14 protein-coding genes are annotated in these 22,123 nt (G+C 58.7%); 10 read left to right on the top strand and 4 right to left on the bottom strand.

Annotation, left to right across the window (positions count from 1 at the left end; genetic code table 11):
* Positions 1 to 130 precede the first annotated feature (130 nt).
* The 5 genes from AO240_RS03360 to AO240_RS03340 all read left to right on the top strand — a co-directional run bounded on the left by AO240_RS03360 (position 131) and on the right by AO240_RS03340 (position 6,698).
* Positions 131 to 3,628, top strand: coding sequence for a response regulator (locus tag AO240_RS03360; RefSeq protein ID WP_099235142.1), 3,498 nt, complete (start codon positions 131 to 133; stop codon positions 3,626 to 3,628).
* Positions 3,629 to 4,459 (top strand): protein-glutamate O-methyltransferase CheR, encoded by an 831-nt coding sequence (locus tag AO240_RS03355; RefSeq protein WP_371918586.1) that lies wholly within the window; start codon positions 3,629 to 3,631, stop codon positions 4,457 to 4,459.
* A complete protein-coding gene (locus AO240_RS03350; RefSeq protein WP_099235141.1) occupies positions 4,456 to 5,055 on the top strand; it encodes a chemotaxis protein CheB in 600 nt (199 codons plus the stop codon). Before AO240_RS03355 ends, AO240_RS03350 begins: the two co-directional genes overlap by 4 nt.
* On the top strand, positions 5,049 to 6,242 hold the full coding sequence (locus AO240_RS03345) for a hybrid sensor histidine kinase/response regulator (RefSeq protein WP_099235140.1): 1,194 nt from the start codon (positions 5,049 to 5,051) through the stop codon (positions 6,240 to 6,242). The genes AO240_RS03350 and AO240_RS03345 overlap by 7 nt, the downstream gene beginning before the upstream one ends.
* Positions 6,243 to 6,320: 78 nt before the next feature.
* Complete coding sequence (locus AO240_RS03340; protein WP_003217591.1) at positions 6,321 to 6,698, top strand: response regulator; 378 nt, start codon at positions 6,321 to 6,323, stop codon at positions 6,696 to 6,698.
* Between the two features lie 41 nt (positions 6,699 to 6,739).
* On the opposite strand, the gene AO240_RS03335 is transcribed toward AO240_RS03340, so the two are convergent.
* From AO240_RS03335 to AO240_RS03320, 4 genes are all read right to left on the bottom strand, one after another.
* On the bottom strand, positions 6,740 to 11,452 hold the full coding sequence (locus tag AO240_RS03335) for a YopT-type cysteine protease domain-containing protein (protein WP_099235139.1): 4,713 nt from the start codon (positions 11,450 to 11,452) through the stop codon (positions 6,740 to 6,742).
* Between the two features lie 177 nt (positions 11,453 to 11,629).
* Positions 11,630 to 13,252, bottom strand: a complete 1,623-nt coding sequence (locus AO240_RS03330) for an ATP-binding protein (RefSeq protein WP_371918590.1) — start codon at positions 13,250 to 13,252, stop codon at positions 11,630 to 11,632.
* 47 nt (positions 13,253 to 13,299) lie between these two features.
* Positions 13,300 to 14,799 carry an ATPase domain-containing protein gene (locus AO240_RS03325; protein ID WP_099235137.1) on the bottom strand — a complete coding sequence of 500 codons (1,500 nt, stop codon included), beginning with the start codon at positions 14,797 to 14,799 and terminating at the stop codon, positions 13,300 to 13,302.
* Positions 14,800 to 14,943: 144 nt separating this feature from the next.
* Positions 14,944 to 16,002 carry a tetratricopeptide repeat protein gene (locus tag AO240_RS03320; RefSeq protein WP_099235136.1) on the bottom strand — a complete coding sequence of 353 codons (1,059 nt, stop codon included), beginning with the start codon at positions 16,000 to 16,002 and terminating at the stop codon, positions 14,944 to 14,946.
* Positions 16,003 to 16,258: 256 nt separating this feature from the next.
* On the opposite strand from AO240_RS03320, the gene AO240_RS03315 reads away from it, so the two are divergent.
* From AO240_RS03315 to AO240_RS03295, 5 genes are read left to right on the top strand one after another with little or no spacing between them, the layout of a single operon-like run.
* The gene (locus AO240_RS03315; protein WP_099235135.1) at positions 16,259 to 17,908 is read left to right on the top strand and encodes an AMP-binding protein; all 1,650 of its coding nucleotides are present in this window, start codon (positions 16,259 to 16,261) and stop codon (positions 17,906 to 17,908) included.
* Positions 17,909 to 17,929: 21 nt separating this feature from the next.
* Positions 17,930 to 18,697: an SDR family NAD(P)-dependent oxidoreductase gene (locus AO240_RS03310; RefSeq protein ID WP_099235134.1), complete on the top strand. Its 768-nt coding sequence runs from the start codon at positions 17,930 to 17,932 to the stop codon at positions 18,695 to 18,697.
* Positions 18,698 to 18,709: 12 nt separating this feature from the next.
* On the top strand, positions 18,710 to 19,894 hold the full coding sequence (locus AO240_RS03305; RefSeq protein WP_099235133.1) for an acetyl-CoA C-acyltransferase: 1,185 nt from the start codon (positions 18,710 to 18,712) through the stop codon (positions 19,892 to 19,894).
* 12 nt (positions 19,895 to 19,906) lie between these two features.
* On the top strand, positions 19,907 to 21,034 hold the full coding sequence (locus AO240_RS03300) for an acyl-CoA dehydrogenase (protein WP_099235132.1): 1,128 nt from the start codon (positions 19,907 to 19,909) through the stop codon (positions 21,032 to 21,034).
* A gap of 11 nt (positions 21,035 to 21,045) precedes the next feature.
* Positions 21,046 to 21,819: an enoyl-CoA hydratase gene (locus AO240_RS03295; RefSeq protein WP_099235131.1), complete on the top strand. Its 774-nt coding sequence runs from the start codon at positions 21,046 to 21,048 to the stop codon at positions 21,817 to 21,819.
* Positions 21,820 to 22,123 lie beyond the last annotated feature (304 nt).

Below are 22,123 nucleotides of genomic sequence, written 5' to 3'. Positions count from 1 at the left end.
CCGGCCTTAAACAACCTTAAATTGACGCCCACTGCTCAGTTGATTGCGCCAAATCAACCAAGAGCCATAGCCTTGGCCCACGTTGTTCGGGCAAACTCCCGGGTTTTCCACACTTGGCCAAGGCATGCCCATGACTCGCGCGTCGTCTGTCGATGAACACAGCTTTCGTAAACTTCTCAGCCGCAACGTTGCGCTGCCGTTGAGCGTGGGTGTGCTCAGCGCGGTGTTTTTCGTGGTGCTGATCACCTATTTGCTGTCGGTGATTCAGTGGGTCGAGCACACCGACCGTGTCATCAACAACCTGAATGAATCGTCCAAGCTGTCGGTCGACCTCGAAACCGGCATGCGCGGCTTCCTGATCACCGGCGATGAGCATTTTCTGGACCCTTATGAGGTTGCGAAGCCGAGGATCATTGCTGAGTTGCGTAATTTGCAGGAGTTGGTCGCGGACAACACCCAACAGGTGGACCGCCTCAAACGTCTGGAGGCGCTGCAAGCCGAGTGGAACAAATACGCGCAGTCAATGATTGATTTGCAGCGCGAAAGTGGTGACTTCCGTGGTGCGGTCAAAGCCGGCCGTGGCAAGCGCCTGACTGACGAAATTCGCAAGGAATACCAGGACGCTGTGTCGATGGAGCAGCAGCTGCGTATTAACCGCAATCAAGAGGTGACAAGGACCACGGTGTTCAGCGTCACGCTGTACCTGGTCTTTGTGCTCGGGCTGAGCGGGTTCCTGGCGTATTTCGGTCGCAAGAATTTAGTTACTCTTTCAGATAGTTACAGTGCAAACCTCGCGTCACAAGAAAAGATTGCGCGACGCCTGGAGCAGCAAGCCTGGCTGCGTAATGGCCAGACCGAACTGGCTGAACAGGTGCTCGGCCAACTGACCTTGAATATGCTCGGTCGCAACATCCTGCAGTTTTTTGCCCAGTACATGGGCTCCGCCGTGGGCGCGCTGTATGTGCGCGAAGAACACGGCGGCCTCAAACGCGTGGCCACGTATGGCTTCTCGCGTGAACAGGAGCAGCAGGCGCAGTCGATTTACAGTGACGAAGGCATTGTTGGCCAAGCCGCTCAGCTGGATCGACTGATTCGCCTGGACGATGTGCCGGTGGATTATTTCAAGGTCAGTTCCGGCTTGGGTGAAGGCACTACCCGCAGCGTATTGGTGATGCCGACCAGCGATGATGACCGCGTCAACGGCGTGTTTGAACTGGGTTTTCTGCGCCCGCTGGAAGAGCGTGATGTGGAGCTGCTGGAGCTGATCGCCGGTAATATCGGCACCTCCATCGAAGCCGCGCGGTATCGCCAGCGCTTGCAGGAAGTGCTCGCCGAGAGCCAGCAACTTAACGAAGAGCTGCAAGTGCAGCAGGAAGAACTCAGGACCGCCAACGAGGAACTCGAAGAGCAGTCGCGGATTCTCAAGGAATCGCAGGCCCACCTGGAAACCCAGCAGGCTGAACTTGAGCAGACCAACGAGCAATTGGCCGAGCAGGCCCAGACCCTGGCCGACCAGCGCGACGCCATGGACCGCAAGAACGTCGAGCTCAACCGCGTGCAACTGGAGCTTGAAGAACGTGCTGACGAATTGCAGCGCTCCAGCAAGTACAAATCCGAATTCCTCGCGAACATGTCCCACGAGCTGCGCACGCCGCTGAACAGTTCGTTGATTCTGGCCAAGCTGCTGGCCGAAAACCCTCAGGACAACCTCAGTGCTGAACAGGTCAAGTTTGCCGAGTCGATCTATTCGGCCGGCAATGACTTGCTCAACCTGATCAACGACATTCTGGATATTTCCAAGGTCGAAGCCGGCAAGCTCGACATGCGCCCGGAAAATTCCAGCGTGGCACGGCTGGTGGACGGCCTGCGCGGCATGTTTGAGCCGCTGGCCGCCGACCGCAAGCTGGGTTTCCAGGTGGACATCCAGGAAGGCGCGCCGACCTTGCTGTTTACCGACCGCCAACGCCTGGAGCAAATCCTCAAGAACCTGCTGTCCAACGCGGTTAAATTCACCGAGCAAGGTGAAGTCAGCCTGTCTGTGTCCCGTGCGCCGGGTGAGGGCATTGCCTTTACGGTGCGCGACTCCGGCATCGGCATTGCGCCGGACCAGCAAGAAAGCATTTTTGAAGCCTTCCGCCAGGCCGATGGCACCACTAACCGCCGCTACGGCGGCACCGGCCTGGGCTTGTCAATTTCGCGCGATCTGGCGGCGTTGCTCGGCGGCTATATCAGCGTGACCAGCGAACCGGGCAACGGCAGTGTGTTTACCCTGGTGTTGCCGGAGCAGTATGTCGAGCGCGAAGAAGGCGCCGCACCGATCGAGGCGCCACGCCAGGTCGTGGCCGCCCCGGCACCCAAGCCGATTGCGATTTCACCACTGCCAGTGGCCGACGCCCAGCAGATTCCGCGCTTTGCCGACGACCGTGACAAGGCGCCATTCACCACCCGCTGCATTCTGGTGGTGGAGGATGAGCCGAACTTTGCGCGCATCCTCTTCGACCTGGCCCACGAGTTGGGCTACCACTGCCTTGTGGCCCACGGCGCGGACGAAGGTTACAGCCTGGCTGAGGAGTTCATCCCTGATGCCATTCTGCTCGACATGCGCCTGCCCGATCACTCCGGGCTGACCGTGCTGCAACGCCTCAAGGAACACGCGAGTACCCGCCACATTCCCGTGCATGTGATTTCCGTGGAAGACCGCGTCGAAGCCGCCATGCACATGGGCGCCATTGGTTACGCGGTCAAACCCACCACCCGCGAAGAGCTCAAAGACGTGTTTGCGCGGCTCGAAGCCAAACTGACGCAAAAGGTCAAGCGCGTGCTGCTGGTGGAAGACGATGACTTGCAACGCGACAGCATTGCCCGCCTGATCGGCGACGACGACATCGAAATCACGGATGTCGGCTACGCCCAGGCCGCGCTGGACCTGCTGCGCACCAACGTCTATGACTGCATGATCATCGACCTCAAGCTGCCCGACATGCTCGGCAACGAGCTGCTCAAGCGCATGGCCACCGAGGACATTTGCTCGTTCCCGCCGGTGATCGTTTACACCGGGCGCAACCTGACCCGCGACGAAGAAGCCGAGCTGCGCAAGTACTCGCGCTCGATCATTATCAAAGGCGCGCGCTCACCTGAACGCCTGCTGGACGAAGTGACACTCTTTCTGCACAAAGTCGAATCGCAGCTGTCCCATGACCGCCAGAAGATGCTCAAGACCGCGCGCAGTCGCGATAAAGTCTTCGAAGGGCGCAAAATATTGTTGGTCGACGACGACGTGCGCAATATCTTCGCCCTGACCAGCGCGCTGGAGCACAAAGGTGCAGTGGTGGTGATCGGGCGTAACGGCCGAGAGGCCATCGACAAGCTCAATGAAGTAGACGACATCGACTTGGTGCTGATGGACGTGATGATGCCGGAGATGGACGGTTACGAGGCCACCGCGTTGATCCGTCAGGACCCGCGCTGGAAGAAGTTGCCGATCATCGCAGTGACGGCCAAGGCCATGAAGGACGATCAGGAGCGCTGCCTCGCGGCCGGTTCCAACGATTACCTGGCCAAGCCGATTGACCTGGACCGTTTGTTCTCATTGATTCGTGTATGGCTGCCCAAGATGGAACGCATTTAAGTGGAGCGAAGTTTCTTGGAAAAAAGCAGTGACATTGAGCTGCGCCTGTTAATCGAGGCGATTTACCTCAAGTACAGCTACGATTTTCGCGATTACTCCGGTGCGTCGGTCAAGCGGCGCGTGGCCCATGCGCTGCGCCAGTTCGACTGCGCGACCATTTCTGCGCTGCAGGAGCGGGTGTTGCATGACCCGGCCGCGTTCATGCAGTTGCTGCAATTTCTAACCATTCCGGTGAGCGAGATGTTCCGCGACCCGTCGCACTTCCTCGCGATTCGCCAGGAAGTGGTGCCGCTGCTCAAGACCTATCCGTCGATCAAGATCTGGATCGCCGGGTGCAGCACGGGGGAGGAGGTCTACTCGATGGCGATCCTGCTGCGTGAAGAGGGCTTGCTGGAGCGCACAATTATTTACGCGACGGACATCAACCCGGCCTCGCTGGATAAAGCCAAGCAGGGGATTTTTTCGCTTGAGAACGTGCGCGCCTACACCGCCAATTACCAGCAGGCCGGTGGACAGCGTTCATTTGCCGACTACTACACCGCCGCGTACGATTACGCGATTTTCGACAAGACCCTGCGCGAGAACGTCACGTTTGCCGACCACAGCCTGGCGACCGATAGCGTATTCTCTGAAACTCAGTTAATTTCGTGCCGTAACGTGTTGATTTATTTTAATAAAAATTTGCAGGACCGAGCGTTTGGATTGTTTCATGAGTCGCTGTGTCATCGCGGCTTTCTGGTGCTGGGCAGCAAGGAAACCCTGGACTTTTCCGCCTACAGCAAGCAATTCGAACCCTTGGTCAAGCAGGAACGGATCTACCGAAAATCATGAACGATGCCGCAGCCAACCCGTATCGCGCGATTGAAGCCATCGTCGTCGGCGCGTCTGCCGGTGGCGTCGAGGCGCTGCTGAAAATTTTTGGCGAACTGCCTGACGACTTTGGCCTGCCGATCATTACGGTACTGCACCTGCCGGATGAGCGCCGCAGCCAGTTGGCTGAAGTGTTTGCGCGGCGCTTGCGGATCCCGGTGAAGGAAGCGCGGGACAAGGAACTGATCGACGCGGGCACCGTGTATTTCGCCGGGCCCGGCTATCACCTGTCGGTAGAGCATGACCGCAGCTTGTCGTTAAGCCAGGAAGACCGCGTGCACCATTCGCGGCCGGCCATTGATTACTTGTTCGCGTCGGCCGCCGATGCCTATGGCGAGGGCTTGCTGGCGATTTTAATGACCGGTGCCAACCAGGACGGCGCGCATGGGCTGGCCTATGTCAAACAGTCCGGCGGCACCACCGTCGTACAAGACCCCAAAGAAGCAAGGATCGCCGTGATGCCCCTGGCAGCCCTGGCGTTGCAAACACCTGATCATATTCTAACCTTGAGCGAAATTGGCTCATTGCTGGCTTCCCTGGAATCTTCCCCATGTTAAGTACTGTCCAGGCCAAACTGCTGATCGTCGACGATTTGCCGGAAAACCTGCTGGCCCTCGAAGCGCTGATCAAGCGCGAGGACCGACAGGTTTTCAAGGCACTGAACGCCGACGAGGCCTTGTCACTGTTGCTGGAGCACGAGTTCGCCATGGCGATTCTCGACGTGCAAATGCCCGGCATGAACGGTTTCGAGCTGGCCGAAATGATGCGCGGCACTGAAAAAACCAAAAACATTCCGATTGTGTTCGTCAGCGCCGCCGGCCGCGAACTCAATTATGCGTTCAAGGGTTATGAAAGCGGTGCCGTGGACTTCCTGCACAAGCCGCTGGACATCCATGCGGTCAAGAGCAAGGTCAATGTGTTCGTCGACCTGTATCGCCAGAGCAAGGCGATGAAGCAGCAGGTTGAAGCGCTGGAGCGCAGCCGCCGCGAGCAGGAGCTGCTGCTGACCCGCTTGCAGACCACCCAGACCGAGCTGGAACAGGCGGTGCGCATGCGCGATGACTTCATGTCGATCGTCGCCCATGAAGTACGCACCCCGCTTAACGGCCTGATCCTGGAGACCCAACTGCGCAAAATGCATTTGGCCCGGGACAACGCCGACGCGTTCACCCTCGACAAAATGCACGCGATGGTCGACCGCGATGAACGCCAGATCCGTAGCCTGATCCGGCTGATCGAAGACATGCTCGACGTGTCGCGTATCCGCACCGGCAAACTGTCGATTCGCCCGGCGCACTTCGACCTGGCCCAGTTGGTGCGCAACCTGGTGGAAAACTTTGCGCCACAAGTGGCGGCTGCCGAGTCGTCCATGCAATTGGACGCCGAAGGGCCGGTAGAAGGCCTTTGGGATGAGTTCCGCATTGAGCAGGTCGTCTCCAATCTGCTGACCAATGCCTTGCGCTACGGTGCCAAAAGCCCGGTGGAGGTGCGCGTCTACACTGAGCATGGTGAGGCGCGCGTGGAAGTGCGCGACCATGGCATCGGCATCAGCGAAGACAACCAGAAGCGTATTTTTCAGCAGTTCGAGCGCGTGTCCGCCAGTCATGTGGCAGCCGGTCTGGGCCTGGGGTTGTTCATTTCCGAGCAGATTGTCGAGGCCCACGGCGGAACCATCGAAGTGCACAGCCGCATAGGCGAGGGCGCGCTGTTCCGGGTGTGTTTGCCGCTTGAGGCGTCGACATGAAATCAGTCGTCACCTCAACGCAACCTCTGCGTGACCCCATGGTCGTAATTGCAGCTATTGACCGGACAAAGGCTTCCCATGAGTGAAGATGCACAAGATGTCGTTTTGATCGTCGAGGACGATGAATCCATTATGTTTGTGTTGGGTGAATACCTGGCAGGCTTGGGCTATCGGGTCTTGAAGGCGATCGATGGGGAGCAGGCGTTTGAAATTCTCGCCACCAAGCCGCACCTCGACCTGATGGTGACTGACTACCGCCTGCCGGGCGGGATTTCCGGGGTGCAGATCGCCGAGCCCGCGATCAAGCTGCGTCCGGAACTGAAAGTGATCTTTATCAGCGGTTACCCGCAGGAAATTCTCGACTGCAACAGCCCGATCACACGCAACGCGCCGATTTTGGCCAAGCCGTTTGACCTGGATACGCTGCAAGAGCATATCCAGCGGTTGTTGGCTTGAACATGGCGGCGCCAAACCAGGCCGCCGCGCATTTCAGTGACTCAAGGTTGTGCTTTCTGAACAGTGGCGTTTAGTGTGCTGGCTGGCGTGTAGGCGTACTGCCAACTGACTTTTCCGCCGAGCCCGTCGAGAAAGTCTTGAAGCCCTTTGTGCTTGCCATCGCTAAGTGCGTAGACCGTCATTGCGCCGCTGATCTGTGGCGGGCTGCCACTCTTGATCATCGCCAGATCCAGATCCGGACTATTGGTGTTGAAGAGGAACAACTCATTGCTGCTGGTTTTTTGTATATAGACCGTATGAGCAAAGTCGCCCCCTTCATTGGCGTACTTGAAATTGAGAAGCCCGGATTCGGTAATATCGTCGGGATTGAACTTGGTTTTCAGGCGGTCGGGTTTGATACCCATCAGTTCGAGATAACGCGGTGAATAGTTAGTGCCACCCTTGAGTTCTACGGCGCCCATCATGGCATCGTAGACCTGCGGCGAGAGGGTTTTTTCAGCTTGCCCAACGCGCGCAGAGGCCTGGTAACATATCAGCCCTTGGTTATCTGGGTGGGCGTGCAGTTTCTCCCAGTTAAATTTCAGCTCTTCGTTAGTGAGGTTGCGTGGACGCCCTGACGGGGTCAGTGGGGCGTCATACAACACGTTAACATCTGCGCCAAGCACACTGTTTTTTTGCATCCAGAAATCGTCATGATCAGAGACTTTTAACTGCAAATTATTCTTGTCAGGGCCGTGAGTTTTATATTGAACGTTGAGTTTTTTATCGTGGAAGAGTTTCTTCAAGCCCCCCTCCATTGCTTCGGCACTTGAAAACGTTGCCAAGCCGAAATTCGGATCATAAAACCAGAATGTTTTTTCGCCATCCTTCAGCTTGACGCCGGCGGCCATCGCATGGCCCGGAGAATCGATCATTATGCTCTTTGGAACGTTAGCGTCGTTCAACTCCTTTATCATGCCTTGATACGAAATCTGCCGCGGAATTTTTCCGGCATGGAAACCCGCTGCGCTGCCTACTTGGGTCTGGAGTTTGCTAAGCGTTTTAACAAAGCTTCGGGAGGCTGGGTCCGTGGGAAACGCCGCGGCCGTGTAGAGATTTTTTATGAACTCGGCCTCCTTTCCTTCCGCCATGGCGTTCGCCATGACGCGTGAAAGTGCAGCGCACTGCCCATCAGACAGTTGTAATGTCTGCGTCAGGTAGACGACTTGTGGCATGGGGATTACGCTACCGAAGCGAGGCTCTATATTGTCAATGAACCTGGCAGCACCGGTTCGGCCAAATTGGTAGGCGATATCATCGTACTTTTTGGTAATGATGCCTATTTGCTCAGCATTGAGCTTTTTGTTAGCGGACAACTTCATGATGTCTTCTATTTTTTTAGCCTTGTCCAAACCGGGAACTTTACTCGCCGCACCGATATAATAGCCATTATCAAACTCCGTTGTTCCGCGGTGTTTTATGACGCTGGCTTTCCATTCATTGACAACCTCATCGCTTATTTTTTTACCGGGGTCGGCCGCGGTCGCCCATTTGCCGAACTCTTCTACATTGATTCGTGGGGAGGGTAAAAAGTCCTTCAGGGGAAGGCCGTAGGGCTGCTGGGTGATTGGGTCAACGGCAAACCATTTCCCGTTTCTCTGCGCTGCTAACGTTTCAACGAGTTCTCCCTGTATCCTGGCGGTGCCTATCGCTCCTGAATCGAAACCTTTCAAGGCTTTTATCGCGTCATATATTTCAGGCGTTGTCCACTTGGTGAGTTTCCTACTGCCAAATTTTGCCAGGTTCTTCCCGCCGGTTGCGGCGCTACTCACTAATGCGCCAATGCCGTCAAGCGGGTTGAGTGCGCCCAGGGCGCCACGGCCGAGGATTTTGGCGCCATACCTGAAGTATTTGAATGCGGATGCCCCCGCCTTCAGCGCTTTGGCGCCTTTTGCGGCGGCTCCGAGGCCGACGAAAAAACCCATCGCATCCAGTGCCAGGTCAACGATGCCTTCGCCGACGTTGCCCTTCGAAAAGTTATTGATAGCAGAGTAAAGCGGTATCAGGTTCAGAAAAAACTCGCCCAACGCTTTAATCGGGTTTCCTTCGGTATCAAACGTTGTCTTGCCCTTGGCGGCCTCTGCATGCGCTCGAATATCAACGGTCTTTAACCTGGCGTCCGCGATATACTTCGTCCTCTCGCTAAAATAGCTGTTGGGCATTCCGTGGTCAGACTTTTCGGCGAGAAGGTTTTGAGTATAACTGCCGGAAGGCACCACAGGCTCAAGGTAAAAAAACTCTTCGCCCAGCGCTAATTGCGAGGCGCTGGGTTGGGTGTCAAGTAGACGCTTGTCGTTTAAGTCTTCACGCTTATAGACAGTGTTATTTTTTGAGTCTATTGCATACGCGTAAGATTTCCCCTCGAACTTGACGTGCACAATCAAACTGTTGGGATGTTTAATGTTTAATTGTTCTACCTGTCCGGTGGCATTGCGTCGTACCACGCGTCGTTCTTTAGCCACGCTTAACTGACCATTTTCAATGATCTGACGATCATGTAACGGCAAGGTTGAAATTAAATTTTTGGTTTGCGCAGCTACGGCCGACTCAATGTCATTAAAGTAGCCTTGGAGTTCACGCTGAAACCTTTCAACCAGGCCCGACAGTGGCTCGGCGTCCGTGGGTGACTGTGTATGAACGGCGCTTGGATCGACTGTATCATTAGAGGTAGTCCACTTCAGATTAGAGGCCCCGAGCCTGCCGCTAAGGTATAAATCCAATACCGAGTAGGGGCCTGGTTTATCGAGGCGACGCGGATCGTAATTTAGGCACTTGGCCTGAAGATCGTCCAATGATAACTGCGGGTTTAGCCTGCGCAGTTTGTCCAGCGCCATCTTTGAAAGTGTGGGCATGCCTCTCGCAAACGTTTTGGAGCCTGCACTCAACTCGGCCACTTGCGCGCTATAGGCCTGGTAGACCGCATCCATTTGCGGCGCTGTGTACACATCTTCCCGATTCGAAACAATAATGCCGTTAGCGACGCCCCAGTCTTTCAACGCATCATTTTTTGCACTCAGTTCAACTGACTGTTCTTCATGTGAAAGCACCGGCACGTCGGCGCGCATCATCACCTGTGCATATGTCATTTGACTGGTTGAACCGGGTGCCTGCGCTTCGATGCGCGCCACCGCGGTGCTGAAACTGACCCATGTGTGCGAGCCAATTTTCACGCCCGCGGGTATCTCCTTGACCAGCAGCCCCGGCTGCTTGCGCGACAACAACACAAACACCGCAAGGGGCGCGGTCAGAGGCGTGGCCTTTCCCACGCGGATCAAGTGATCACTCAGCGCACTTCGCAGGGTGCAAGCATCCTTTCCCCAGAAGTCAGGGTTGGCCAAGTCGAACCCTGCGACGTGGGTTCTGGTTGAGATGGGCGGGTCAGTGAATACGCTTTCCTTGTCCAGTGAGGTCTGCAGCGCCGCGAGCATCCAGTCGTTCATAGCCTCAGGCGACGCTATTTCGCCCAATGTAGCCTCAGCGTTATGACCCATCCAGCGTGCTTTGGAAGAGCCGAGGATGTCACTGAGGACTTTACGAGGATTGGCATCGAAGCTGCTCGGTTCCCAATCAAGATCACGGGTCCAATGGGTGAGCACGTTATCGTCTGGCTTGTCTTTCATTGCATGACGAATCACAGAGTGGAGCTTGCGTTGGTCTTCATTGCTCAGTAGCGTCGGCCCTGAAAGCGCACCGCCCAAATCTGCGAGAGCGGGCTTTACCGGTGGTGCGCTACTGAGCGCTCGGGCTACTCCCACAAGCTGATCGTAGTGGGTGGGAACCTCTATACCCTGGTCCACCATAAACCGGTGCAGGCTGACGGTCGCCCCAGGGCTCAAGTGGTGTTCCCTGAAATATGATGACGCGGGGTCCACAGTGAAAACCGAGTTTTTCAACGCCTCTTGCTGGGCCGGGCTAAAAGGTTGTTCGCGCTGTTTTGGACTGCTACCAGCGCTGTAGGGCTGTACGAAGTTCGAGAGCCTCCCGAGTTTTGCAACCAGGCTCCCGGTTATCTGAGCGCTCAGCGCCCGGCGATTATTAAAGTCACCCAACCGAGTCTTTTGAAGGCTCAGGTTCTCCTTGAAAGGGTTACTCGAATCTACAGGTGTGAAGGGCGGGCCTTCCAACACCTGATCGGCGTGTGCTGTTATGAGCGCTTTTTGAGCGGTTTTGGGCGTGGACTGATCGATGGGAATGTACTTGCCATAGAAAAATCCGATCTCTTGCACGGCTGCGGTATCTCGTGCACCCACCGTAACAACCCCGCCGTTCGGTGTCAGCGCTTTGGCAGCGCTGATAAGCAAAGGCCAGCCGGGGAAGTCATATAAGCTAATAGATATGGGGCGACCCGCAAACTCGGAGGTGATAGTGCCGCTGCGGGCATCAAGTGTGACGCGTCCTGACAGGTCGATGTTTTTCTCGGCGGCCCAATCCTGCATTGCCCGGCCTGCAACGATATCGTGCAGATGCGTACGCCATTGCCCGAAAGACGAATTTCGCGGGATGCCTGGAACGACCAACTGGTGAGGATTCAGATTATTATCGTGCAAGACCGGGCGTTTTAACGCATCGGCGTACAACGTGGTCAACCGCCTGTCCGCTTCGGCCTGAAGTGTTTCATCGGAGCGTTCCGCAGCCTTTGTCGGGGGGGCGTCGGCCATCAGTGGCTGATAAGAAGGGAATGGCGCAGACCCATTCGCCACGGGCAGGGCGCCCATTTGGGCACCGTATTGAGTCGGAGTTAAAGTCGGAGTTAAAGAAGATACGATCATTGATGGAATTTCTCTGCCGATGCTGATTGAAGTGTTGTTTCGTACTTAGCGCGAGAACACTGAGTAGGAAAAAACCAGACATCGATTCCATCTTTGCTGGGTAAAAAACGTGACTTTGCGTTACTACGCCTGAATCATCTCGCGCACCTTCGCCGTCAACAAATCAAACGTGAACGGCTTGGTGATCAGTTGCATTCCGGGGTCCAAAAAACCACCGCGCACAGCGGCGTGCTCGGCGTAACCGGTGATAAACAGCACCTTGAGCCCCGGGCGTATTTGCCGGCCGATTTCCGCCAGTTGCCGGCCGTTCATGCCGGGCAGGCCGACGTCGCTGATCAGCAGGTCGATGCGCTGGTCGGACTCGATGATCGGCACAGCGCCGCTGGCGTCGCCGGCTTCGACGAAGGCGTAACCCAATTCTTTCAACACCGCGCTGACCAGCACCCTGACCGCCGGGTCGTCTTCGACGATCAACACGGTTTCGCCCGCATTGGCGTAGGGCAGCAACTCGGGATTAATTGATTCTGCGACCTGCATTTCGCCGATAAAACGCGGCAAAAACAGGCTGACGGTGGTGCCTTTGTCGACTTCGCTGTGAATCGTCACATGGCCGTGAGACTGCCGGGCAAACCCGTAAATCATCGACAGCCCAAGCCCGGTGCCCTGGCCAATCGGTTTGGTGGTAAAGAACGGATCAAACACCCTGGCCATCAGGTTTTCGGGAATACCGCAGCCGTTGTCGCTGACACTCAACTCTACGTAATCACCAGGCTCCAGGGTGCCGTAAGCGGCGGTGAAGACGCTGTCGAGGTGGCGGTTGGTGGTTTCAACCACTAGTTGGCCACCATTGGGCATGGCATCCCGGGCATTGATTACCAAGTTGAGCAGGGCGCTTTCCAACTGGTTCGGGTCGGCCTCGGCAGTCCATAACTGCGCGGCGAGGCGCATGTCGAGCTGGATACTTTCATCGATGCTGCGCTGCAGCAGTTCGCCCATGGAACTCACCAGTTGGTTGAGCTCTACAGGCTTGGAGTCGAGCGATTGCCGGCGCGAAAATGCCAGCAGACGGTGGGTCAGGCCCGCCGCGCGGTTGGCCGAGGTCACCCCCAGATCGATCAGGCCGTCGAGGTCATCCAGCTTGCCGCGCGAAATGCGCCGGCGTAACAGCTCCAGGCTGCCGATGATGCCGGTGAGCATGTTGTTGAAGTCATGCGCGATGCCGCCGGTCAATTGGCCAACGGCTTCCATTTTTTGCGACTGGCGCAGCGCTTCTTCATTGCTGCGCAGTTGCGCGGTGCGTTCCTCCACCTGTTGTTCAAGGGTTTCGAGCGTACGCTGCAGGCGCAGTTCGCTTTGGCCCAAGTCAATCAAGCGGTCGCGTGCTTCATATTGCCTGCGCCTGCCGCGCAGGGCGGTGCTGACCAGGCTGATCAAGGTGGCGGGATGGAACGGCCGCTCCAGGAACGTCACGTTGCCGAGCAAACCGCTCAGGTGAGAGGAGCCGTTCTGTTCGCTGCCGCCGTGATGGGTCATCAATACAATCGGCAAGTCCGACCACGCCGGCTGTTGGTGCAAAAGCTCCAACAGCGGCTCCAGGTCGACGCCGCGCAGGGCTTCGGCGGCAATAATCAGCAAGCCGGCGCCTTGCTCAAGTGCTTCGCAGAGCATGCTCAGGTTCGTTGCGATGATGCCGCCGTAGCCGGCCTCATTGAGCATCATCAGCGCCAACGAGCCGTCGCGGCCCATCGGCGCCAGTATGATCGCGCGCTCGGAGAGGGGAGCGATACTTGCCACTAGCCCTCTTCCTTGAGCAGAGGTGAACCGGCGCCCATGTAGGTTGGAATGCCGCGCAACACGCCCTGGAAATTATCCAGTGGTTCGCCGACGGTCATGCCCTGGCCGCTGATACGGTATTCACGAATCGTCGATTCATGCGCGCCGGTGCGCTTTTTGATGATCGAGATGGCGCGGCGCACTTTGCCCAGTGCTTCGAAATAACGCAGCAAAATCACCGTGTCCGCTAAATAGGTGATGTCGACCGGCGCCTGCATATCACCGACCAGTCCATGCTGGGCAACTGTCATGAATGTCGCCGCACCACGGCGGTTCAAGTACAGGAGCAACTCGTGCATGTGCAGGATCAGTGCGTTTTCTTCCGGCATCGCGGCCTGGTAGCCGTTGATACTGTCGATGACCACGGTTTTGATGCCGCGCTCATCAACGCAACGGCGCACCCGGTGTGAGAATTCGCCAGGCGACAATTCGGCGGCATCCACTTGTTCGATCAACAGGTTGCCGGTCTCTTGCAGCGCGGCGAGGTCGATGCCCATGTTTTTCATGCGCTCGAACAACAAGCCCAACTCTTCATCAAAGATGAACAGCGCGGCTTTTTCGCCGCGCGCCACAGCCGCTGCCGCAAAGATCATCGAGATCAATGATTTGCCGGTGCCCGCAGGGCCGAGTATCAAGCTGCTGGAGCCGGTCTCGACACCGCCGCCCATCAACGCATCCAGTGCGCGAATGCCACTGCTCAAGGTCTGGCGTACATAGCCACCGCGATGCTCAGCCGCGACCAGGCGCGGGAACACATGGATGCCGTCGCCCATAATGGTGAAGTCGTGAAAACCGCCACGGTATTTCTGGCCACGGTATTTGACGATCCGCACTCTGCGGCGTTCGGCACCGTAGCTGGGCGTCAGTTCTTCCAGGCGGATAACCCCGTGGGCCACGCTGTGCACGGTTTTGTCGAGCGACTCGGTGGTCAGGTCATCGAGCAACAGCACCGTGGCGTCGTAACGCACAAAGTAGTGCTTGATCGCGAGGATCTGCCGGCGATAGCGCAGCGAGCTTTGCGCCAACAGACGGATTTCGGACAGGCTGTCGAGCACCACGCGGGTTGGCTTGATGCGTTCGACCACTTCAAAAATCTGCCGCGTGGCTTCACCCAACTCCAGGTCGGAGGAGTACAGCAGGCTTTGCTGGTGGTCCGCATTGAGCAGGCTTTCGGGCGGGGTCAGCTCGAAGATATGGATATTCTCGTCCAGGTCCCAACCATGCGACTTGGCACCTTGGCGCAATTCGCGCTCGGTCTCGGACAAGGTGATGTACAGCGATGTCTCGCCGGCTTTCGCGCCCGCTTGCAAAAAATGCAGCGCGACGGTGGTTTTACCGGTACCGGGTTCGCCTTCCAACAGGAACAGGTGGCTACGCGATAGCCCCCCGGAAAGAATGTCGTCAAGACCTTCAATACCGGTGGCCGCCTTTTCACTGAGCTGCGCATTGGATGTAGACAAGAAGTTTCCTCAAGTCACGTGCAAGTAGAGGTGGCGCACCGCCTCTGGCGCGCCATATTCACTTGACCGTAGTGGCCCGTAGCCGTTCAAAGTTTGCTGATATTTGTATGCTGCGTTAATGGCTTACGCGTTTTTGCGGCGCGATCACAGGCCTTGCTGCAACGCCGGATCGTCGGGGTTCTGTTGCTCAAGCTGTGCCAGCAACACTTGCACGTTCTGCAACTGGCCCGTCTCTTTCCAGTAGTTGACCAACAACACCCGGGCTTTGCGATTGGCTGGATGACGCTGGATGATTTCCTCCAACTGGCGCTGCGCCGCTTCCAACTCTTGTTGGTCGTGCAGCGTGGTGGCCAGGTCGTAGCGGTAATCCTGATTGTCGGGCGCAAGCTCCACCGCTTTCGACAGGCCGAGCAGCGCATAAGGGCGCTCGCCATGGTGTAACAGCCACAGGCCCAGCGCGTGTTGCAGGTAGGCCGATTCAGGGTGCGCCGCCAACTGACGCGCCAGCAGTTGGCGCGACTCGTCGGTCTTGCCCTGTTTATCCAGCAGCTCGATTTGCGCGACCACCGCCTGCAGGTTGTCGGGCTGCAAACGCATGGCCTGTTCCAGCGCATGCTGCGCGTCCGGCAGCAGGGCGCTGTGGATGTACAGGCGCGCCAGTTGAATCCAGCCTTCGGCGGTTTCGGGCTGGCTTTTAAGCGTTTTGACGAACTCATCCAGCACTTGCTGCAACGGCCCGAAGTACAGGCCCAGTGTGTCCGGTGACAGCCCGAGCAAGGCGTTGGCCGCGGCGAAACGCACCTCTTGCTCCGGGTCATCCAGCACCGGCCCTAATAACAAGGTGCGCTGGCCGGTGGGCACCAGGCCGACAATGCTGCGAATCGCCGCTTCACGTACCAACGGCGAGGTATTGGCCAAGTCTTTATCGGTGAGTTTGAGTGCTTGCGGGCTTGGGTAATTCGCCAGTTCGGCATGCAATGCCACGCGCCGCTCCGGCGACAGGTCGGGCCGGCCGAGCTGTTGATACAGCACACGCGCCGCGCCCGGCTCACCGTTATGCGCCTGCTTCAAGGCTTTCGAATAACTCTGCGCGATGGCAGGCGGCACAGCCACTGGCGTGCTGCGCGAGAAATACCAGGTGAGCAACACAATCAACAACAGGGCGCACAGGCCGACGATGGAATAACGGCGTGACTTTGACATGCAGGCGTCCAAAAGCTGGGAGCAGCTATCGCAAAGTCACAAGCTTCGGCCAGACCACGGCGAGTGTCAAACCCGTATCAGGTCAGCACAATCACTGGGGCTGACCGGCTGATCAGTGGGATCAATGATTGGCCAAAGCAGTCAGCCATGTTGATGGCTTTGACTATTGCTGCGGGCTGCGCTCTGGAGCGACTATTTCGCGGAATCTTGCCCTGCAAAGCGTCCTGAAAATAAAAACACACAAGGATTAGAAGCGATGCGTGAGTATTTGGCGGTCACCGCCGAGTTTGATTACCAGCAAACCGCAGACGCCGCACTGGCCGGCAACCTGCAAGCGCTGAATGCCTGTGTAGAGTGCTGCGACCGCCACGCGCTGCCGGGGCGCATCGCGTTGTTCTGGGAAGGCAAGGACGGCGCCAGTGCCACCGTGACCTTCAGCCAATTGCAGGACCACGCGGCGCGCTTCGCCAACTTCCTGCTGGCCCACGGCATCAGGCGCGGCGATAAAGTCGCGGGGCTGTTGCCACGCACTGCTGAATTACTGGTAGTGGTGCTGGCCACCTGGCGCATCGGCGCGGTGTACCAGCCGCTATTTACTGCGTTCGGCCCCAAGGCCATCGAGCACCGCCTGAGCGCGGCTGGCGCAGCCCTGGTGGTCACCGACGCGGTGAACCGCCCCAAATTGGCCGAGGTGCAGGGTTGCCCAACCATCGTCACGGTCGCCGGCGCCAAAGGTGAAGGCATTGTACGCGGCGACTACAGTTTTTGGGCCGAAGTGGCGCGCTACTCAAACGTCTGCGAACCGCTGTTATTGAGCGCGGATGATCCTTTCCTGCTGATGTTCACCTCGGGCACCACCGGCCCGGCAAAAGCCCTGTCGGTGCCGCTCAAGGCAATTGTCGCCTTCCAGAGCTACACCCGCGACGCGGTCGATTTGCGCCCCGACGATGCGTTCTGGAACGTGGCCGACCCAGGCTGGGCTTATGGCATCTATTTCGGCGTGACCGGCCCGCTGTCGATGGGCCACCCGATTACCTTCTACGATGGCCCGTTCACGCTGGAAAGCACCTGCCGGGTGATCAACAAATACGCGATAACCAACCTCACCGGTTCGCCCACCGCGTATCGCCTGTTGATTGCCGGCGGCGAACAGTTCGCCGAGTCGATCAAGGGCAAGCTGCGCATTGTCAGCAGCGCCGGCGAGCCGCTGAACCCGGAAGTGATTCGCTGGTTCGCCAGCCACTTGGGCGTGACCATCCACGACCACTATGGCCAGACCGAGCTGGGCATGGTGCTGTGCAACCATCATGGCCTGGCGCACCCGGTGCATGTGGGCGCGGCCGGGTTTGCCTCACCGGGGCACCGCATCGTGGTGCTTGATGACAACCATCAGGAATTGCCCGCGGGCCAGCCGGGCATCCTCGCCATCGACCGCGAACACTCGCCCATGTGCTGGTTCGCAGGCTATGACGGCGTGACCACCAAGGCCTTTGTCGGCGCGTATTACCTGAGCGGCGACACCGTGGAGCTGAACCCCGACGGCAGCATCAGCTTTGTCGGGCGCAGTGACGATGTGATCACCACCTCCGGCTACCGCGTCGGCCCGTTCGACGTGGAAAGCGCGCTGGTCGAACACCCGGCCGTGGTCGAGGCGGCGGTGGTCGGCAAACCCTGCCCGCAGCGCACCGAAGTGGTCAAAGCCTTTGTGGTGATCAGCCCGCAATACAGCGCAAGCCCACAACTGGCCGAAGAACTGCGCCTGCACGTGCGCAAGCGCCTGGCCGCGCACGCTTACCCCCGAGAAATCGAATTTGTCAGCGACTTGCCGAAGACCCCGAGCGGCAAGCTGCAACGCTTTATTTTGCGCAATCAGGAAATCGCCAAGGCTCAGGCCGCACAGGCGTAACCCACCTCAAAGGACACAATGATGCAGATTGAAAACAAGGTATTTCTGGTCAGCGGCGGTGCTTCGGGCCTCGGCGCGGCCACCGCCGAGATGCTGATCGCGGCCGGTGCCAAAGTGATGCTGGTCGACCTGAACGCCGAAGCGGTGGCCGCAAAGGCCGAGCAGCTCGGCGATAACGCGCGCAGCGCGGTGGCGGACATCAGCCAGGAAGCCGCCGCCGAAGCCGCCGTGCACGCCGCCGTTACGGCGTTTGGCGGTTTACACGGCTTGGTCAACTGCGCCGGTGTGGTGCGCGGCGAAAAAATCCTCGGCAAAAACGGCCCACATGCGTTGGCAAGCTTTGCCCACGTGATCAACGTCAACCTGATCGGCAGCTTCAACTTGCTGCGCCTGGCAGCGGCGGCAATTGCCGAAACCGAGGCGAATGCCGACGGTGAGCGCGGCGTGATCATCAACACCGCCTCGGTGGCAGCCTTTGACGGGCAGATTGGCCAGGCGGCGTATGCGGCCTCCAAAGGCGCGATTGCCAGCCTCACGCTGCCCGCTGCGCGTGACCTGGCGCGCTTCGGTATTCGGGTGATGACCATTGCCCCCGGCATTTTCGAAACACCGATGATGGCCGGCATGACGCCGCAGGTGCGCGCTTCGCTGGCCGCCGGCGTGCCATTCCCGCCACGCTTGGGCAAGCCCGCCGAATACGCCGCGCTGGTGCGGCACATCATCGAAAACAGCATGCTCAATGGCGAGGTGATCCGTCTAGACGGCGCCTTGCGCATGGCCGCCAAGTAAGGAGGGCAACTCATGAACGATCCGATTGTTATCGTCAGCGCCGTACGCACGCCGATGGGCGGCTTTCAAGGCGACCTCAAAGGGCTGACCGCGCCGCAGCTGGGCGCGGCGGCGATTCGCGCCGCCGTGGAGCGTGCAGGTGTTGCCGCCGATGCGGTGGATGAAGTGCTGTTTGGTTGCGTGCTGCCCGCAGGGCTCGGCCAGGCGCCCGCACGCCAGGCCGCATTGGGTGCCGGGCTGGACAAGGGCACGCGCTGCACCACGCTCAACAAGATGTGCGGTTCGGGCATGCAGGCGACGATTCTGGCCCACGACGCGCTGCTGGCCGGGAGTGCCGAGGTGATCATCGCCGGCGGCATGGAAAGCATGTCCAACGCGCCGTACTTGCTCGACCGTGCGCGCAGCGGCTACCGCATGGGGCACGGCAAGGTGCTCGACCATATGTTCCTTGACGGCCTCGAAGACGCCTATGAAAAGGGCCGCCTGATGGGCACCTTCGCCGAGGACTGCGCCGAGCACAACGGCTTTACCCGCGAGGCTCAGGATGCCTTCGCGATTGCCTCGCTGACCCGTGCGCAGGAAGCGATTACCCACGGCAGCTTTGCCGCCGAGATCGTGCCGGTGCAGGTCATGGTCGGCAAACAGCCAACAACCATCGTGCATGACGAGCAACCGCCCAAAGCCCGCCTGGACAAGATTGCCAGCCTTAAACCGGCGTTCCGCGAAGGCGGCACGGTGACGGCGGCCAACTCCAGTTCGATTTCCGACGGCGCCGCAGCGTTGCTGCTGATGCGCCAGAGCCAGGCGCACGCGCGTGGGCTCAAGCCGTTAGCCGTGATTCATGCGCACGCCGCCTTCGCCGATGAACCGGGGCTGTTCCCGGTGGCGCCGGTGGGGGCGATTCGCAAGCTGATGAACAAGACCGGCTGGCAACTCGATGAAGTCGACCTGTTTGAGATCAACGAAGCGTTCGCCGTGGTCAGCCTGGTGACCATGAGCACGCTGGAAATACCCCACAGCAAAGTCAACATTCACGGCGGCGCCTGCGCGCTGGGCCACCCGATCGGTGCCTCCGGCGCACGAATCCTCGTGACCTTGCTCTCGGCGTTGCGCCAGCAAGGCCTCAAGCGCGGGGTTGCCGCCATCTGCATCGGCGGCGGTGAAGCCACCGCCATGGCTGTTGAATGCCTGTATTAAGGACTCATCACAATGCTGCCGACTGACGAACACCTGCAAATCCGCGAAGCCGCACGGCAATTCGCGCAAGAGCGCCTCAAGCCGTTCGCTGCGCAATGGGACCGCGAGCACCGCTTCCCCAAAGAGGCCATCGCTGAAATGGCCGAACTGGGCTTTTTCGGCATGCTGGTGCCGGAACAGTGGGGCGGCTGCGACACCGGTTACCTGGCCTACGCCATGGCGCTGGAAGAAATCGCCGCGGGCGACGGCGCCTGCTCGACCATCATGAGCGTGCACAACTCGGTGGGCTGCGTGCCGATTCTGACTTTCGGCAACGAGCAGCAGAAACAGCAGTTCCTCACGCCGCTGGCGAGTGGCGCGATGCTCGGTGCCTTTGCATTGACCGAACCGCAAGCCGGCTCCGACGCCAGCAGCCTGAAGACCCGCGCGCGCCGTGACGGCGAGCATTACGTGCTCAACGGCTGTAAACAGTTCATCACCTCCGGGCAGAACGCCGGGGCGGTGATTGTGTTTGCGGTCACCGACCCGGCAGCCGGCAAACGCGGGATCAGCGCGTTTATCGTGCCCACCGATTCGCCGGGCTACACGGTCGCGCGGGTAGAAGACAAGCTGGGCCAGCACGCGTCGGACACCTGTCAGATTCTGTTTGAGGAACTGAGAGTGCCGCTGGCAAACCGTTTGGGCGAGGAGGGCGAAGGCTACAAGATCGCCCTGGCCAACCTTGAAGGTGGGCGCGTGGGCATTGCCGCGCAAGCGGTGGGCATGGCGCGCGCTGCGTTTGAAGCGGCGCGTGACTATGCGCGCGAGCGTGAAAGCTTCGGTAAAACCCTGATCGAACACCAGGCCGTGGCGTTCCGCCTGGCCGACATGGCCACGCAAATCGCCGTCGCCCGGCAAATGGTGCATTACGCCGCCGCGCTGCGTGACAGCGGTAAGCCAGCCTTGGTGGAAGCGTCGATGGCCAAGCTGTTCGCTTCGGAAATGGCCGAAAAAGTCTGCTCGGCTGCCTTGCAAACCTTGGGCGGTTACGGTTACCTGAGCGACTTCCCCTTGGAGCGGATCTACCGCGATGTGCGGGTCTGCCAGATTTACGAAGGCACCAGCGATATTCAGCGCATGGTCATCTCACGCAATCTTTAAGGAGCCGGAACATGAATTACGAGACTATTTTGCTCGAAGTACAGGGCCGCGTCGGGCTGATTACGCTTAATCGCCCGCAAGCCCTGAATGCCTTGAATGCGCAACTGGTCAGCGAGCTGAACCAGGCGCTGGACGGCCTGGAAGCCAACCCTGAAATCGGCTGTATCGTGTTGACCGGCTCGAAAAAGGCCTTCGCCGCCGGAGCCGACATCAAGGAAATGGCCGAGCTGACTTACCCGCAGATCTACCTGGACGACTTGTTCAGCGACAGCGACCGCGTGGCCAACCGCCGCAAGCCGATCATCGCGGCGGTCAACGGCTTCGCCTTGGGCGGCGGCTGTGAACTGGCGTTGATGTGCGACTTCATCCTGGCCGGTGACACGGCCAAGTTCGGCCAGCCCGAAATCAACCTCGGCGTGCTGCCGGGCATGGGCGGCACCCAACGTCTGACGCGTGCGGTGGGTAAGGCCAAGGCCATGGAGATGTGCCTGACCGGGCGGTTTATCGATGCGGTGGAGGCCGAGCGCAGCGGGATAGTGGCGCGGATCTTTGCGGCTGATGACTTGCTTGAAGAAGCGCTGAAAGTGGCCGCTGTGATTGCAAGCAAATCGGTGCCGATCAGCATGATGGTCAAGGAGAGCGTGAACCGCGCGTTTGAGGTGAGCTTGTCTGAAGGTGTGCGCTTTGAGCGCCGGGTGTTCCATGCGGCGTTTGCGACGCTGGATCAGAAGGAAGGCATGGCGGCGTTTGTGGCCAAGCGGCCGCCTGAGTTTAAAGACCAGTAAAGCGGGTTCGATGTGTGCTTTGGATTTTCGTACATATCCCGTATTTGGGTTATGGCTTATATCGGTTTCGCTCTTACAGCGAGTCACTTTTGAACAGCGCAAAAGTAACCAAAACGCTCTTGCCCCACCACTCGGTGCTCTTACAGCGAGTCACTTTTGAACAGCGCAAAAGTAACCAAAACGCTCTTGCCCCACCACTCGGTGCCTCGCTGTGGCTCGGCATGCCCGCCCGCAGGCTTGAATCCGTGGGCCGCCGCGATGGGCCATCCTTGGCCCAGCGCGGCTAACCCGGCGTCCTGCCGGG

It is taken from the genome of Pseudomonas sp. ICMP 460 (assembly GCF_002723595.1).
In the GTDB taxonomy this organism is placed as follows: domain Bacteria; phylum Pseudomonadota; class Gammaproteobacteria; order Pseudomonadales; family Pseudomonadaceae; genus Aquipseudomonas; species Aquipseudomonas kitaguniensis.
This window is presented reverse-complemented; position numbering and strand designations above follow the sequence as displayed.

Bases quoted from the DNA above. Each gene is read 5' to 3' on its own strand.
- AO240_RS03335 (WP_099235139.1), bottom strand. From the start codon at position 11,452: ATGGGCGCCCTGCCCGTGGCGAATGGGTCTGCGCCATTCCCTTCTTAT.
- AO240_RS03350 (WP_099235141.1), top strand. From the start codon at position 4,456: ATGAACGATGCCGCAGCCAACCCGTATCGCGCGATTGAAGCCATCGTC.
- AO240_RS03320 (WP_099235136.1), bottom strand. From the start codon at position 16,002: ATGTCAAAGTCACGCCGTTATTCCATCGTCGGCCTGTGCGCCCTGTTG.
- AO240_RS03315 (WP_099235135.1), top strand. From the start codon at position 16,259: ATGCGTGAGTATTTGGCGGTCACCGCCGAGTTTGATTACCAGCAAACC.
- AO240_RS03295 (WP_099235131.1), top strand. From the start codon at position 21,046: ATGAATTACGAGACTATTTTGCTCGAAGTACAGGGCCGCGTCGGGCTG.
- AO240_RS03310 (WP_099235134.1), top strand. From the start codon at position 17,930: ATGCAGATTGAAAACAAGGTATTTCTGGTCAGCGGCGGTGCTTCGGGC.
- AO240_RS03300 (WP_099235132.1), top strand. From the start codon at position 19,907: ATGCTGCCGACTGACGAACACCTGCAAATCCGCGAAGCCGCACGGCAA.
- AO240_RS03345 (WP_099235140.1), top strand. From the start codon at position 5,049: ATGTTAAGTACTGTCCAGGCCAAACTGCTGATCGTCGACGATTTGCCG.
- AO240_RS03330 (WP_371918590.1), bottom strand. From the start codon at position 13,252: ATGGGCCGCGACGGCTCGTTGGCGCTGATGATGCTCAATGAGGCCGGC.
- AO240_RS03360 (WP_099235142.1), top strand. From the start codon at position 131: ATGACTCGCGCGTCGTCTGTCGATGAACACAGCTTTCGTAAACTTCTC.
- AO240_RS03340 (WP_003217591.1), top strand. From the start codon at position 6,321: ATGAGTGAAGATGCACAAGATGTCGTTTTGATCGTCGAGGACGATGAA.
- AO240_RS03305 (WP_099235133.1), top strand. From the start codon at position 18,710: ATGAACGATCCGATTGTTATCGTCAGCGCCGTACGCACGCCGATGGGC.